Source organism: Streptococcus sp. HMSC070B10 (assembly GCF_001808665.1).
Taxonomy (GTDB): domain Bacteria; phylum Bacillota; class Bacilli; order Lactobacillales; family Streptococcaceae; genus Streptococcus.
Genome location: NZ_KV794205.1, coordinates 5,769 through 20,995, shown reverse-complemented (window position 1 = coordinate 20,995; position 15,227 = coordinate 5,769). Strand labels below are relative to the sequence as shown.

The following is a 15,227-nucleotide window of genomic DNA, read 5'->3' as shown; positions in this document are numbered from 1 at the left end:
CTCCTGATTGCTCACCTTTATATTCTGGTAAGGAGGCCCGTGTCTCTGATTCAACAATCGCACCAGCTTGCGTTCCCTGATATTCAGGTAGCGGAGAAATTTTCTCTGCTTTGACTATTGCTCCAGATTGGGTGCCAGTATATTCTGGATTTTCAGCTGTCTCAGGGGCTACAACAGCTCCAGATTGCTCACCTTTATATTCTGGTAATGAGGCCTGAGTCTCAGGCTCTCCTTTTCTTGCAGACTGAGGTGCTTCACTCGGAGCAACTGCCTTCTTAGTCCCTTTCTCTACTATACGTGGCAAGGATTTCTCTACCTTGGTCGAGAGGATCTCACGAGTAATTTCTTGGTTTTCAACAGTGAAAATACGAACAACCTCAACCTTCTTCCCAACATGACCTTCTTGTTTGACACGAATGGTTCCCTCTGCTAGTTCGGGATTCTCTTGAACCACTTCAGCAAAGTCTAGCTTGGTTTCAATCTCTTGATCTTTGTATAAGAGCTCTGGTTTATTTAAACGACCAGCCAAGACTTCGTCATGAGGATCCACACTAGCAATACCAGACGGCTTTTGATTGGGTGAATCTTGAGAAGGGATTGACTTGTCAGCAGGGCTTGTTGGAGACGGATTTTTCCGCTCATCTCTTACATTTTGCCCACCTTCATTGGACTGGAAATGAGGGTGAACCGTATCGTCTAGTTTCTGATCTCTAGCAACAGTTTCTAACTGATTAATTTTCTTGTCTTGCTTAATATAGCCTAGATAGGTATAACCTGACAGGACTCTTGGCAGAGGCAGACTATCTCCTTGGGATAATTGATATTCTTGATTGTATTGTAGCAAAAGCTGATTTTCAATAGCCTGAACCGACGAGACCAAACCGCTCCCCACGCCTGTTATCAAAACAACCTTCAACAATGCTTTCTTATTGCCTTTCTTTCTCGAAACAGCAAAAATGAGGAGTCCAATCGAAGCGAGGGCTCCACCAGTAAGGGCGGTAACCAGATTATTGTGCTCACCGGTATGAGGCAACTGACCTAGTTGGGCTTTCTCATCCATACGGTAGACTAGATAATAGGTACTCTCACTATCTTCAGCAATATTAGGAAAATCCTTTACAATCAAGTCCTTCTCATGACTACTCAGTTCTGTATCCGTCACGTATTTGTAGTGAACAGATACATTTTCTTTAGCAAATACGGTCCCACTGCTAGCAATGGACACAAAAAATAAGCTCGAAATTGAAGCAGACACAAGACCAATCGCCAACTTTCGTAAGGAAAAACGATGCTGCTTCTCTCCAAAAAATTTTTTCATTCTATATCCTCTCTATTATTTTATCCATTTCAAAATAGAAGAAGCATTTTGCTTCCTCACTATGATAAACTTACAAGAAACAAAAATACTTCTATATATATTTTGATATATTTAATCTACAACCATCATTATACTATAAAAAGAGTTCCTTGTCTCAAATAAATGCTTTAGATTTTACGAATGAAATAGCTTATTTATCCTGTAAGATTTTCCGTCAATTGGTAACAAAAAAATAAGGCTGACCACCTTCATACTGTAATAAGTATTTCTAACAAATAGTCAATTCGTCCCATCTCAATTCGAAAGATATGATTCTTCAATTTCAAATTTTTTCAAAATTTCAAAGTATAGGAATTGCCAATAATTGTCATAATTTCTCCTATCTAGTCCACGAATGGGATTAATCCAACAGAACTACCTACGATAAACAATACAGACAGTGCAGGAGTCACACGCTCATCGCCCTTGAAATACACAATAGCCACAATGCTTAAAACTAAAATAGTAACTTTCATCAATCATGAAATCATTGAAAAATCGTCAACGCCCTTCAATTACCCTATTCTAACTCCAAATCAGAAGCGACCAATAATCTCATCAAACTTATCAAGCGAAATTCCTTTGGTTTTCGAAACTTTGAAAACTTCAAAAAACGATTTTTATCGCTCTGAACATCAAAAAAGAAAGGACGAAATTTGTCCTTTCTCTATCTTAGCTTTTCTTTAATCCACTACTACTGACAAAGAACCAATTTTAGAGTTTCTCCATTTACTCTAGTTGACAAAAACTCTATTTATAGTTCAACTTTAAATTTTTTGAGGCTTCCTAAAAATAATGAAGCACCAACAATAATGACGATTCCCCCTATCCATCCTAAGAATGGAACCAATGCAAGTGCAGAGCCAACAATTAATAAGACTGAGGGTGCAATAGAAATTCTATTATCATCTTTATAGTATATTAGTGAGAGAATACCTAGAATTAAAATTCCAATTTTTACTAAACTAAAAATAATAAAAATAATTCCTAAGATGACACCAACAACTTCTTCATCATCAAATATAGAGGCAATCATAATTATAATAATTGGCAAAATGGTTAGGATAGTTCCTGTAACTAAACCAATGATACCATCTAATTGAGCAAGTGTTTTCTTTTTCATCAATATTTCCTTTTCATTAAAAATTAATATTATACATTAATTTTGTTTAATATTTTCTTTTATATCAAACTAAAATACACACACAGAAAACTTTTTTAATCTATAATTCGATTATTTCTCTTCAAATCCTTCTGCGACTGCATCTGCAAAGTTCTCTTCTACGATGCTTGCACAGTGGTCACAGATGACTGCGTGGTAGCTTCGTTCTGCTGTCGTTGGGTCGATACGACGGCAACGGTCACATACATCACCTGCAGCGCGTTCTACTGTGAAGGCCATATCTTCGAAGCTAACAGCAGCTTCTGGAGCTGGTCCTTCTGCGATGGTCAATTCAGACACGATCAAAAGTTGAGCTACATTACTGTTTACTGCTTCGAGTAGAGTTTTCACCACTTCGTTTGGATAAACTGTCAAGTGTGCTTCAAGTGATTTACCGATAACTTTGGCATTACGCGCTTCTTCCAAGGCTTTTTGAGCTTGTCCACGGAAGTCCATGAAGGCAGCCCATGTATCCAAGATTTCTTCTTGGTTAGCAAAAGTTTGTGCTTCTGGCAATTCTGACAATTGAACGAAGTCTTCTGTTTCAAACTCAAGGTATGACCAGATTTCCTCTGCTGTATGAGGAAGAATTGGTGTCAAGAGTTTGGTGATTTTCACAAGAATGTCATAGAAGACAGTCTGCATTTGACGGCGTTCCAGTGATTTTGCACCTTCGATATAAACAACATCTTTGGCAAAATCAAGGTAGAAGGCTGACAGGTCAACGTTGATAAAGTTCACCAAGGCCTTATAGATTGTCAAGAATTCAAAGTTTGCATAAGCATCACGAATGGTCTTAACAAGCTGGTTAAAGCGAATCGTCATGTACTTATCAACTGAACGTAGTTCTTCATAAGCTACTGAATCTTGAGCTGGATTAAAGTCAGAAGTATTGGCAATCAAGAAACGAAGAGTGTTACGGATCTTACGGTAAGTTTCAGAGACTTGGCTCAAGATATCCATAGAGATACGCACGTCGTTGCTTGAGTCTACACTTGTTACCCAAAGACGCAAGATTTCTGCACCAAATTGTTTTTCAACATCACTTGGGGCAATGGTATTTCCAAGAGATTTAGACATCTTCTCACCTTTACCATCAAGGGCAAAACCTTGTGACAAGATTTGCTTGTAAGGTGCTACGCCATGGTTGGCAACAGATGTGATGAGTGATGAGTTGAACCAACCACGGTATTGGTCAGAACCTTCCAGGTAAAGGTCTGCTGGGTAAGTCAACTCAGGACGGTTTACTACAACTCCATTCCATGATGAACCTGAGTCAAACCAAACATCCATGATATCTGTTTCTTTTTTGAACTCACCATTTGGTGAACCTGGATGAGTAAATCCTTCTGGTAAGAGGTCTTTAGCATCACGTTCCCACCAAATGCTTGAACCATGTTCCTCAAAGAGTTGAGCCACGTGTTCAATAGTTTCAGCAGTCATAATAGCTGTACCGTCTTCAGCGTAGAAGATAGGAAGTGGAACACCCCAAGCACGTTGACGAGAGATAACCCAGTCGCCACGGTCACGAATCATATTGTAAAGACGGACTTTACCCCATTCTGAGTGGAACTTAACCTTTTCAATTTCATCCAAGATTTCTTGACGGAATTTAGAAACTGAGGCAAACCATTGTGGTACTGCACGCCAGATGATTGGTTTCTTGGTACGCCAGTCAAATGGGTATGAGTGAGAGATTTCTTCTTGGGCAAGAAGGAGGTTACCAAGTTTCTCGATAACAGTTGGAACTACCTTTTCATAGAATTGACCTTCAAACTCAGGACCAGCATTAGCCATCATGATACCACGTTCGTCAACAGTCACTGCGACTTCAAGACCATTAGCAATACCGACATTGTAGTCATCCTCACCAAAACCAGGGGCTGTATGGACAATACCAGTACCAGAGTCAGTCGTAACGTGGTCACCAAGGATCACCAACTCATCTACGGCTGTATCCCATGGGTGTTCGGTTACAATGTGGTTCAATTCTTGACCACGGTAAGTTGCTAAAACTTGAACATCAACCCAGCCAAATTTCTCAGACAAGCTAGTCAACAATTCTGCAGCAACCACAAACTTACGAGCTTCACCAGCAGGTTGAACCAAAACGTAATCAATATCTGCACCAACAGTCAAACCACGAGAAGCTGTGATGGTGAATGGAGTAGTTGTCCAGACAACGATGTAGGTATCTGTATCTAGAACGCCTTTGCCATCTTTTACCTTATTGGCATAGTAAAGGGAAGTTGAAACCAAGTCATGGTATTCAATCTCCGCTTCAGCAAGAGCCGACTCAGATGACCAAGACCAGTAAACTGGCTTGGCACCACGGTAGATATAACCTTTATTAGCCATCTCACCAAATACACGGATTTGGGCTGCCTCATAGTCAGGAGTCAAAGTCACATATGGATTTTCCCAGTCACCAGAAACCCCCAAACGTTTAAAATCTTCACGTTGTTTATCTACTTGAGAAAGAGCATATTCACGACAAAGTTTCAAGTACTCAACCAAGTCCATTTCTTTACGTTTGATACCTTGTTTTGCCAAAACTTGCTCGATTGGCAGACCATGAGTATCCCAACCTGGAATATAAGGAGCATAAAATCCTGACATTGATTTTGAACGAACAATGATATCTTTTGAAATCTTGTTCATAGCGTGTCCAACGTGGATATTTCCGTTCGCGTATGGAGGGCCATCATGCAAGGTGAAATGAGGTTTTCCTTGGTTCAATTCTTGACGACGTTGGTAAAGTTTTGCATCTTCCCATTCCTTTTGCCAAACTGGCTCTTTGGTAGGAAGTCCTGCACGCATTGGGAAAGCTGTTTTCCCAAGGTTAAGGGTATCTTTGAGTTTCATGGTATCTCCTTTATAAATAATAACAAATTAAAAACCACGACTTCTAAAAAGGACGAAAATCGTGGTACCACCTTTGTTCGAAAAAAGACTCAGCTTTTTTCCTCTTATCCCGTAACGTGGGGAACGTCAAATCTTACTCCATTCAGACTTGAATTTTTGAGAGGATAATCTTATCGTTAGGGAATACAGGACTCACACCATCTCCTGCTCGCTGGAAATATAAGGATAAAATATTGTTCTCACATATCACTATTCATTATAAGATTAGGACAGATTCTTTATTTGTATCTTCCTCATTCGATGAAGGGCCTTCGACTTCAACTGGCTCTAAATGTTCTTCTACATAATGATCTTGTTGAGCTTCAAATTCAGCTAATTCTCTATTACCAGCCTCAATTCGAGCTTGTAACTCAGCCATTTCTTCAGGTGTAAATTGACGAGTCATATCGATTGGTTCTTCTTCTGGTTGTGAATATACCGATTCACCAAGAACTTCACCAACAACTTCTTTAAATGCTTCATCACTTGTCTGAAGATAGGTAGCTGTTGGGCGCAGAATATCTTCCCAATCTGATGATTCAACAATTGCTAACTGACTCTCAATTGTAGATTTGAGACGTTGGTGGAAGACACGGCTTTTGTTCTTCAATTCTTCAGTCTCAACAGCAACTTTCTTAGCATTATCAGTAGCTTGACGCAAAATCTCATTAGCCTTATATTTTGCTTCTTCAAGCAAACGTTGGGCATCTTGCTCTGCCTGTTGGATAATATTATTAGAACGATCTTGAGCAGCTTGTTTCACACGCTCTGCCGTATCTTGAGCAATCAATACTGATTGACTCAAAGAATCTTTCATCTCATCAAAGTAAGACAAACGTTCTTCCAAGCTCTTGATATGCAACTCTTTATCATGATTGCTTCGAACTAAATCTTCATAATCACGAACAACGATTTCAAGAAATTCTTCAACTTCTTCTGGATCAAAACCTCTAAATCTTGTACCAAAGGTTTTATCTTTAATTTCTAATGATGTAATTGGCATATTATTCCTCACTTACTTAATAATAATTGGACCGTTAATTTCTTTTTATCTTTTTTTGTTTGCCCATTATCTCTAACAAGTTTCAATCGACCAAATTTCCTCACACTAATCAAATCACCAACTTGAACTGCATAATCTGATTTTTCAACTAAATGGTAATTAACTTGGACTGCCTGTTTTTCAATTAACTGACTTGCCTGATTTCTAGACAGCTTTAAGACACCTGCTAGAAAAACATCTAATCTAGAACTAGCAATACAAATATCTAATTCTTGATAATCTTCTACTGTAGCAATTTTCTCAGTAAAATCCCGTTCTTCTAGACGAACCGGTAAACGAGCAATTTTCGTAATGCCGTCTTGAAAAAGGAGCATAAACTGTCGATTAATGATAATCTGTGCCCTCTCTTCGTTGACTAAGATATCACCAAATAGCTTCCTATCAATTCCCAGCTTGTTTAAAACAGTCCCTAATATTTTTGCATGCGTTAAGCGTTCAAACTTATTAGGGTAGACAATTTCTTGCAAGGAAAGTTCAAAATCAGAGAATTCTGGCTCAAAATAATCAGGATACAGTAGAACTCGTACATATTCAGTTTCAAGAAACTGCCGACTGCTCATGTAGGAGATGCCGTTGGTTGATGCTAGCACCTTTAAAATCTTTTCTTGATGGGGATTTACAAAGGGTGTTAAAAAAGGAGAATAAGAATCTTCTACCTTTTTTATCCATTCTACTCCCTTATCAATAAAAGACGAATCATTCTTAGAAAAGTGTTGATAAATCATCTTGTTCATAGAAAGATCACTAAAAGTCGAATCAACTGTTCCCCTAGGAAGTGAACTAGTAATACCGCAATCCAGACAGACAAATCAAGACCTGCAATCTGGAGGGGTAAACGTTGCAAGGGAGCTACTATCGGTTTCACTAAACTAATAATCAAGCGTCCAAGACGTGATTCATAAGCATTGGGAAACCAGGACATCAGAGCAAACACGATTAAAATCAGTGAATAGATATCCACTGCATTTTGAACAAAACGAATGAGAAAGATCATTATCTTACTCTCGTACGTTTCATATCAAAGCCAAATTCACCATTTTGTGATTCATCTGGAATTTTGATATCTTCAATATTGACGACAACATCAACTGGTGTCAGCAGGTACATAGTAGATGCTACCTTTTTCATGTTACCAGCTAAAACGTGGCGCGCCCCATCCAGATAGTCCAAACAACGACGTGCTTGAACTTCTGTCATATATTGGAAATCAATCAAAATACTTTCGTTACCAGCTAATAAATCAACAATATCTGTGGCATCTTCGTATTTACGTGGATAACGAACATCAATTGTCACCTTATCAGTAGAACGTTGACTTTGCATAGCCAACTCTTGTTGACGGGCATGAAGACGAGTGATGTTTTTATCTTTAGATGGCGTACTAGCAGCTTGTTGAGGCAACTCTTGAACAGAAGGGACTGGAGTCACAATCGGCTCTTCAGCTTTAGACTGGTATGCAGTACCAACATCTTCTCCATCTTCTGTAAAATAATCTATAAATTTATCAAATCTATCTTTTAAAGACATATTTCTTTCCTATTTAAAAAATGCTGTACCAATTCTGACAAATGTTGAGCCAAATTCAATCGCTTCCTTGTAGTCACGACTCATACCCATACTCAAGTCCGTCATTGGCATATTGGGAATTTGTTTTTCTCTAATTTCTAGTTGCAAATCCTGCGTAGCTTTAAAAATTTCTTTCAACTCATCACTACTAGCTTCAAAAGGAGCCATGGTCATCAAGCCGACATATTCGATTTTATCTAAGGTGGCCAATTCTGGCAAGAGCTCTAATAGTTCTTCCTTTGAAAAACCATGTTTGCTCTCTTCCCTTGAGATATTTACTTGTAAGAAACACTTAACAACTCGGTCACTTCTTTTTTGAATTTCCTCTGCTAGCTTTAATGAATCCAAAGCGTGGAAATAATCAACATACTGAATGACATCTTTGACCTTGCGTCTTTGCAAGGTTCCAATCAAATGCCAGGTAATATTTCTATCTTTTAAAGCTTCATATTTCTCAAGAAATTTATCCACACGATTTTCACCAATATGATGCACACCTAGCGGAAGCAAAGCCTCCGCTGTCGGTACGTCTACATATTTTGTAACAGCAACAACCGAAACAGAATTAGCTTCTCTTCCTGCCTGCTGACTTGCATCTTTTATTTGTTGAAAAACACGTTCTGTATTTTCTTTCAAATTCATTTACTTAACGATTTTTGAAAAATGGAGGAGTATCTAATTCATCCTCATCGTGTAAAGATGGTGCTTCGAAACGTTCAACTGGTGATACAACTGAATCAGTTGGTCGAACAATTGTCTCACGACGCAAGTCCCAATCACCAAATGCTGAAGATTGAGAAGTTTCTGTACGGCGAGGTGCTGGACTTGGAATTTCTGCAGTTTCAGCCATATCAAAGTGACGATTATGATTGTGTGCATGACTTGGGCTTACTTGTTCATGACGAACAGCTTGTCTTGGTGCATGACCAACAACTTTTTCAACACGATCTTGGCGAACACCAGTTGCAACGACTGTAACACGAATTTCATCTTTCATGTTTTCATCGATTGATGTTCCGAGCCAAATGTTTACTCCTTGACCAGCTGCTTGATTAACAATTTCTGATGCTTCTTCTGCCTCAATCAAAGTCAAGTCGAGACCACCAGTAACGTTGACGATGACATCCTCAGCACCGTCAATAGTTGTTTCAAGAAGTGGTGAGTAGATTGCCTTACGAGCTGCTTCTACCACACGTTCTTCACCACTACCGATACCGATACCCATTAGGGCGTTTCCTTTATTTGCCATAACTGTTTTCACATCGGCAAAGTCAAGGTTAATCAAACCAGGATTTGTGATCAAATCAGTAATCCCTTGAACACCTTGGCGAAGTACGTTATCTGCTTCGCTAAGAGCTTCAAGAAGTGGCGTTTTCTTATCAACAATTTCAAGCAAGTTGTTGTTTGAAATAATCAATAGAGTATCTACATGCTCACGAAGTTGATTGATTCCTTCGACAGCATACTGACCACGTTTGCTTCCTTCGAAACCAAAAGGACGTGTCACAACACCAACTGTAAGAGCACCTAAATCTTTAGCAATGCGGGCAATAACAGGAGCTGCACCAGTACCAGAGCCACCTCCCATACCTGCAGTAATGAAGACCATATCTGCTCCAGTAATAGCTTGAGTCAAGGCTTCTTCGCTTTCTTCAGCTGCCTTTTGACCAACTTCAGGTCGACCGCCAGCACCCAAACCACGAGTCAATTTAGGGCCTAACTGAATTACAGTCTCAGCTTTTGTACTACTCAAAGCTTGTACATCTGTGTTTGCTGCGATAAATTCTACGCCTGCAACACCTTCGTCAACCATGCGGTTAATGGCGTTTCCGCCACCTCCACCAACACCGATTACTTTAATAACTGCACCTTGAGCTGCTGCTGTATCAAATGAAAATGTCATAGTTTATTTTTCCTCTTTTATTCATCAAACATGCTTCCGATTAAGCCACGGAAACGATCTGCGATTTTTGGTTTATTTTGAGAAGATACTTTATCTTCTTTCGGAGCAACTACGTTCGTAGAAGCTGATTGCTCTACCTCAGTATTTTGAACTGGTTGAATAGGGGTAGGTTGTGCTACTTGCGTAACGCGTTGAATCATCCCACCAAAATTAATTGGTTGGTGACGCAAAGTATCCTCACCCTTAACTGCTCGTTGTGCTAATAAATGCACCTCAGTCAATTGACCAGCAAATTCAGACAAGCTAATCACATGAGCAAAGGCAGGATTACGGATTCCAACTTGATTTGGAACGTAAAGTTTGACGCCAACGCCAAAGACTTCCTGTGCAAGTTCTACAATACCTGGTAAAATAGCATTTCCACCAATCAGAACAATTCCACCTGGAAGATCCAACAAATGTCTTCTTTCCAACTCTTGTTTGATTTGTTCAAAAATGTGTTTAATGCGAGCTGAAATAATCTCTGCTAGGTAGCTTTCTGTAACTTCTACAGGTTCTACTTCACCAATTACTTCAACTTGGAAGGTTTCATTGCTTGCAAGTGAAGGGTAGGCTTCACCATAGTTCAATTTCAATCCTTCAGCTAATTTCTGTGAAGTCTTCAAGACTTTAGAGATATCTTTTGTAACATAATCTCCACCTTCTTGAAGAATATTTGTAAACTGGAGTTCTTGGTTACGGATTGTAGCAACAGTTGTTTGACCTGCTCCCATATCAATCACAGTAGCTCCAAATTCACGCTCTCCTTCGTTTAAGACTGAACGAACTAAAGCCAATGGTGAAATAATAATATTTTCAACCTGAACACCTGAGCGCTCAACTGTCTTACGTAAATTGTGAAGAATAGTACGGGGACCTGTGTAAAGCAAACCACGCATTTCAAGACGAACCCCCATCATGCCACGCGGGTCACGAATACCTTGGAAGCCATCTACGATAAATTCTTCTGGAATAAACGTAATGACTTCACGATCTGGTGTCATACTCTTTGTCAAGGCTGATTTGACAACATTTTCGACATCTTGATCTGTAATTTCTTTTGTATCAGATGTAACTGGAATCATTCCTTGAGTTGGTTCTACTTGCAAAAGATTTCCAGGCAAACCAACATTCACTGATTTGATTGAAATGCCAGCTTTCTCTTCTGCTTGGGAAATAGCTGACTTGATAGCAGTTGCTGCTGCTTCAATATCAACGATAATCCCATCCTTTACACCTTTACTCTTGGCATTACTTACACCAATTACATTTAGTTCACCATTTCTAAGCTCGGCAACCAACACCTTAATCGAATTGGTTCCGATATCTAAGCCTGTAAAAAAACCATCTCTAGCCATTACATCGCATCCTCTCTCTTCCAAGTTTCAAACTTCTATTCAATATAGCTAAAACAGGGCATAGCTATTCACAGAATATTATAACACAAAAAATCCAATCGTGCTTAGTTTTTCCTAAATTTACTTACCATTTTTTCACATTCGCTCATCATATTTTTGTATTTTCCAAACAAGTTATAAAAAATTAGATTTATGAAAAAAGAAAGCTTGATTTTAAGCTTTCTTTGCAATCATTTTTTCTGCTTCTTGTTCTAAAAATAGTTCCAAGATTTTCTTTGTCAACGTAATCGCTGCTGACAGGGCCAGAGAAACGATTAAATAATTAGCTACTAAGCCGTGATCTCCAACCAATGGCGGTTTTGTCAAGAATCCGTAATCTCCACCAGTTACTAAATTGACCACAAAAATCAAGGCATTTAGTGCAAAGGTCATAAGAAAAATTCTTTTCACATCCAGCAATCGCGCGTTATATTGTCTCAATAGATAAACTAGAGAGTTCCCCAAGAGAGCTAAGTGGCCAAAGATAAAGGATAAAATCGCAATATGCGGGAAAGGATAGGCATCTGGAACTGGATAAACAAAGGCTGCTAATGTCCCAAATGTTCCTAGTAATGCAAAATACTGCCTATATTTAGACTGACCAGGAAGCAAAAGCACCACAAACATAGCCATACGGCAATGGTAAAAAGGTAAACTTTCTGATAGCGGCATATGATTGATCCAGTACCAACCATAAAGGAGGATTAACTGAACTGCCTGTAAACTCTGGAAAAATCGTTGGTAAGCCTTCTTTTCACGATAGCGATAGGCTGTATAAAAAGTTAAGGCTAAAAGTGTAAATATACTGACATACCAAAAAAGGTCAAATTTGGGTGGTTCTGTTGCTTGGGTCGTAAAGAAAATATCCCATAAATTCATCTAGTCTTCCTCATGATTCAAAATTTTCCTGCATTTTATTATACCATGCTATTTGTCAAAAATGAATTTAGAAATACGTAAATGTTTAACAAAATCACTTGGCTTCATTTTCTAAACTTTCTACCAACTTGGCTAGATTCATAGAGTTAGAGCCTTTGAGCAGGATTTGATCATGGACTCCAAGGCTTTCTTTGACCTGCTTGACTAGGTCTTCAAATTGGTCTTGGTCTTCTGTTTTCTTGAAGTAGAAAACGTGGCCAATTGGGAACATTTGACTGGCCAATTGGGCTAATTCGGCAATGTCTTCTCCATAGAAAATTACGGTATCAAGCACATCTGGAGAAAGGCTCAAAATCATCTGATTATGGAGTTGAACAGAATGGTCACCAAGTTCCTTCATATCCGCCAACACTGCAATTTTCTTGCCACCTTCATTGGCTGGAATGGCAGAAAAAGTCTCTAAAATCAGCTTCATAGCAGTTGGATTGGCATTGTAAACATCTGATAGGATATCTGCGCCATTAGCTGCTTTCTTCCACTCGGTACGGTTACGCGTCAATTCAAGATTTTGGAAGGCCTGACGAATTTGCTCCTCAGAAACTCCTTCTTGTAGGGCAACATAGGACGCAATCATAGCATTGGTGGCATTGTACTTACCAGTCACTGGCAAATCAAGGGCTTGTTCCAAGAAATTAGCCTTAAAGGTCAGACTGTCCTTTCGCTCAACCAAGTCTGTAATTTCCAACTCTGCCCCTTTCCCAAAACGAACTACCTTTTTATCAGTTGGCAAGTAATCCTCTACAATAGTGTCAGCTGGCGCTAAAAGCAAGGAACCAGGTGCCATCCCATCTGCAATTTGCATTTTCCCTTTAGCAATCTCAGAACGGTCTTTGAAAAAGGCCAAATGGGCTTCTCCAACCAAGGTCACGATGGCTGTTTTTGGACGAGCCAATTCAGACAAGAGATGAATATCTCCCAAGTGATCCTGCCCCATCTCCAAAACCAACTTTTCTGTTCCTTCAGGCATGTGAAGAACCGTGTAAGGAAGACCAATCTCATTATTGTAGTTGCCTTGTGTTTTGTAAGTCTTGTAGGTTGTTGATAGCAAGTGCGCTAACATATCCTTGGTCGTTGTTTTGCCATTTGAACCCGTAACTGCAAAGACATCAACAGCTGTTTTTTCAAGATAGTAGGCTGCTAGTTGCTGAAAAGCAGTCAAAACATCATCTACTAGAATATAGGGATGGTTTGCGATTTCTTTCTCAGACAGGGTTACTGCGGCACCATTTTCAAAAGCTGTTTCGATAAAGTCATGACCGTCACGCGCCCCTTTGAGGGGCACAAATAAATCCCCTGCAGCAATCAAACGACTATCAAACTCAGCTTTTTCTAACTGGGTGTCCTCAAAGAGGCTGATATCATTTTTAGCTCCTACAACTTGAGCCACTTCATGAATTGTTAATTTCATTTCTACTCCTTTAAAAAGGGTCGAAACTCGAGAACTCTAGTCACCTTGCAGTGATGGTTCTGGCTTCTACCCCCTCTTTCATTTTATAGCAAATGCGCTTCGCGCTTGTCAAAACTTTCCTTGGCAAGATCAACCAATCGCTCGATTAAGTCTGGATAGCTGATTCCCATATTGTCCCAAAGTAGTGGGTACATAGACCACTGGGTAAAACCTGGCATGGTATTAAGCTCGTTTAGGAAAATCTCTCCCTTGTCTGTATAGAAGAAATCGCAACGAGATAGTCCGAGGCCACCAATGGCACGGAAGGCTGTTTCTGCATTCTGACGCATGACAGCTACCACATCATCACTGATTTTAGCTGGGATATCCATGGTAATCTTGTTGTCAATATACTTGGCATCATAGTCATAAAAGGCAACATCCTTAACTACTTCTCCTGGTAGCGTACTCTTGACATCGTAGTTGCCCAAGAGACCAACCTCGATTTCACGAGCATTTACCCCTTGCTCTACCAAGACACGGCTGTCATATTGAAAGGCAAGTTTCAAAGCTTGACGGAGTTCCTCTTGATTTTCAGACTTAGAAATACCGACACTTGAACCCATGTTTGATGGTTTTGTGAAGACTGGGTAAGTCAATTTTTCTTCAACTTCGGCAATTTTAGCAGTCACATCATCGCCTTCGACAATGGCCACATAAGGAACTTGAGCAATCCCGACAGATTCTAAGACACGCTTGGTCGTGATTTTATCCATAGCAAGACTAGATGACAAGATGTTGCAACCAACATAAGGCATTTTCAAAACTTCCAAGAATCCTTGAACTGAGCCATCTTCTCCCATCGGACCGTGAAGGACTGGAAAGACCACTGCTCCCTCTTCGTAGATAGCACTTGGTGCAACTTGCTTATCCCAATCAATGGTCGCATTGGTCATGAGACGATCCTCTTGACCTGGAGTTTGGCTAAATTCTTGCGTTTTAATAAAGTCACCTGACTGGCTGATGAAAAAAGTCTTGACTGTAAAACGATCGTAGTTGACCGCACGCATGACACTTTCAGCTGAAAGAACAGAGACTTCACGCTCTGCACTACGCCCACCGTATAAAAGAATAATCGTTTGTTTCATATTACTTGTTCCAATTCTAATAGAATACTCGTTCTTTAGTATATCATATTTGCTTCTTTTTTGAAACTTGTATCTAAAAAAGCCCTCATTTGAGAGCTGAAATTTTACCTATCCACCACTTGAGCTTCAAAGCGTGCTGGTTTGTCGTCTACATTGGTGATGGTGATAGTGTAGGGGTCTTCTTCCGTCACCACAAAAGAAAGCAGACCAAAGCTATCGAATACAATAAAATGTTCTTAAGTACTCTGTCATAGCAACCTACCTGTATAACACTATTGCCTCATCGTTTCGTTTGTTATTCTGTTCTCCATATATCCTTAACTGTCAATTCTCCCCAATTATCTGGGCTAAAACGACTAGAG

General features: G+C 39.6%; 13 protein-coding genes and 1 pseudogene. 1 reads left to right on the top strand and 13 read right to left on the bottom strand.

What is annotated here, in order from left to right; genetic code table 11:
* A partial coding sequence (locus tag HMPREF2613_RS07210; protein ID WP_148129952.1) for a G5 domain-containing protein occupies positions 1-1,318 on the bottom strand: 1,318 nt, incomplete at its 3' end.
* Between the two features lie 533 nt (positions 1,319-1,851).
* Here HMPREF2613_RS07210 and HMPREF2613_RS11090 point away from each other — a divergent pair.
* Positions 1,852-2,033 (top strand): annotated as a pseudogene (locus HMPREF2613_RS11090) (transposase); the annotation flags it as partial.
* Between the two features lie 78 nt (positions 2,034-2,111).
* On the opposite strand, the gene HMPREF2613_RS07205 reads toward HMPREF2613_RS11090, so the two are convergent.
* The 12 genes from HMPREF2613_RS07205 to HMPREF2613_RS07150 form a co-directional block, all read right to left on the bottom strand.
* A complete protein-coding gene (locus HMPREF2613_RS07205; protein WP_004263686.1) occupies positions 2,112-2,480 on the bottom strand; it encodes a hypothetical protein in 369 nt (122 codons plus the stop codon).
* A 111-nt stretch (positions 2,481-2,591) separates the two neighbouring features.
* The gene (ileS, locus tag HMPREF2613_RS07200) at positions 2,592-5,384 is read right to left on the bottom strand and encodes an isoleucine--tRNA ligase (protein ID WP_070479862.1); all 2,793 of its coding nucleotides are present in this window, start codon (positions 5,382-5,384) and stop codon (positions 2,592-2,594) included.
* A gap of 256 nt (positions 5,385-5,640) precedes the next feature.
* Complete coding sequence (locus tag HMPREF2613_RS07195; RefSeq protein ID WP_042750728.1) at positions 5,641-6,426, bottom strand: DivIVA domain-containing protein; 786 nt, start codon at positions 6,424-6,426, stop codon at positions 5,641-5,643.
* A gap of 8 nt (positions 6,427-6,434) precedes the next feature.
* Positions 6,435-7,220 carry a YlmH family RNA-binding protein gene (locus HMPREF2613_RS07190; protein ID WP_049491093.1) on the bottom strand — a complete coding sequence of 262 codons (786 nt, stop codon included), beginning with the start codon at positions 7,218-7,220 and terminating at the stop codon, positions 6,435-6,437.
* Positions 7,217-7,480, bottom strand: coding sequence for a YggT family protein (locus HMPREF2613_RS07185; RefSeq protein ID WP_000576496.1), 264 nt, complete (start codon positions 7,478-7,480; stop codon positions 7,217-7,219). The genes HMPREF2613_RS07190 and HMPREF2613_RS07185 overlap by 4 nt, the downstream gene beginning before the upstream one ends.
* Entirely contained in the window at positions 7,480-8,013 is a 534-nt protein-coding gene (locus tag HMPREF2613_RS07180; RefSeq protein ID WP_049491094.1) for a cell division protein SepF, read from the bottom strand. The genes HMPREF2613_RS07185 and HMPREF2613_RS07180 overlap by 1 nt, the downstream gene beginning before the upstream one ends.
* Positions 8,014-8,022: 9 nt before the next feature.
* Positions 8,023-8,694 (bottom strand): YggS family pyridoxal phosphate-dependent enzyme, encoded by a 672-nt coding sequence (locus HMPREF2613_RS07175; RefSeq protein ID WP_049491096.1) that lies wholly within the window; start codon positions 8,692-8,694, stop codon positions 8,023-8,025.
* Between the two features lie 4 nt (positions 8,695-8,698).
* A complete protein-coding gene (gene ftsZ / locus HMPREF2613_RS07170) occupies positions 8,699-9,955 on the bottom strand; it encodes a cell division protein FtsZ (RefSeq protein WP_070479861.1) in 1,257 nt (418 codons plus the stop codon).
* Positions 9,956-9,972: 17 nt separating this feature from the next.
* Positions 9,973-11,352: a cell division protein FtsA gene (gene ftsA, locus HMPREF2613_RS07165; RefSeq protein WP_033688313.1), complete on the bottom strand. Its 1,380-nt coding sequence runs from the start codon at positions 11,350-11,352 to the stop codon at positions 9,973-9,975.
* A gap of 213 nt (positions 11,353-11,565) precedes the next feature.
* Positions 11,566-12,270, bottom strand: coding sequence for a YwaF family protein (locus HMPREF2613_RS07160; RefSeq protein ID WP_070479860.1), 705 nt, complete (start codon positions 12,268-12,270; stop codon positions 11,566-11,568).
* A 94-nt stretch (positions 12,271-12,364) separates the two neighbouring features.
* Positions 12,365-13,738: a UDP-N-acetylmuramoyl-tripeptide--D-alanyl-D-alanine ligase gene (gene murF, locus HMPREF2613_RS07155; protein ID WP_070479859.1), complete on the bottom strand. Its 1,374-nt coding sequence runs from the start codon at positions 13,736-13,738 to the stop codon at positions 12,365-12,367.
* An 83-nt stretch (positions 13,739-13,821) separates the two neighbouring features.
* Positions 13,822-14,865, bottom strand: coding sequence for a D-alanine--D-alanine ligase (locus HMPREF2613_RS07150; RefSeq protein ID WP_070479858.1), 1,044 nt, complete (start codon positions 14,863-14,865; stop codon positions 13,822-13,824).
* Positions 14,866-15,227: the final 362 nt, after the last annotated feature.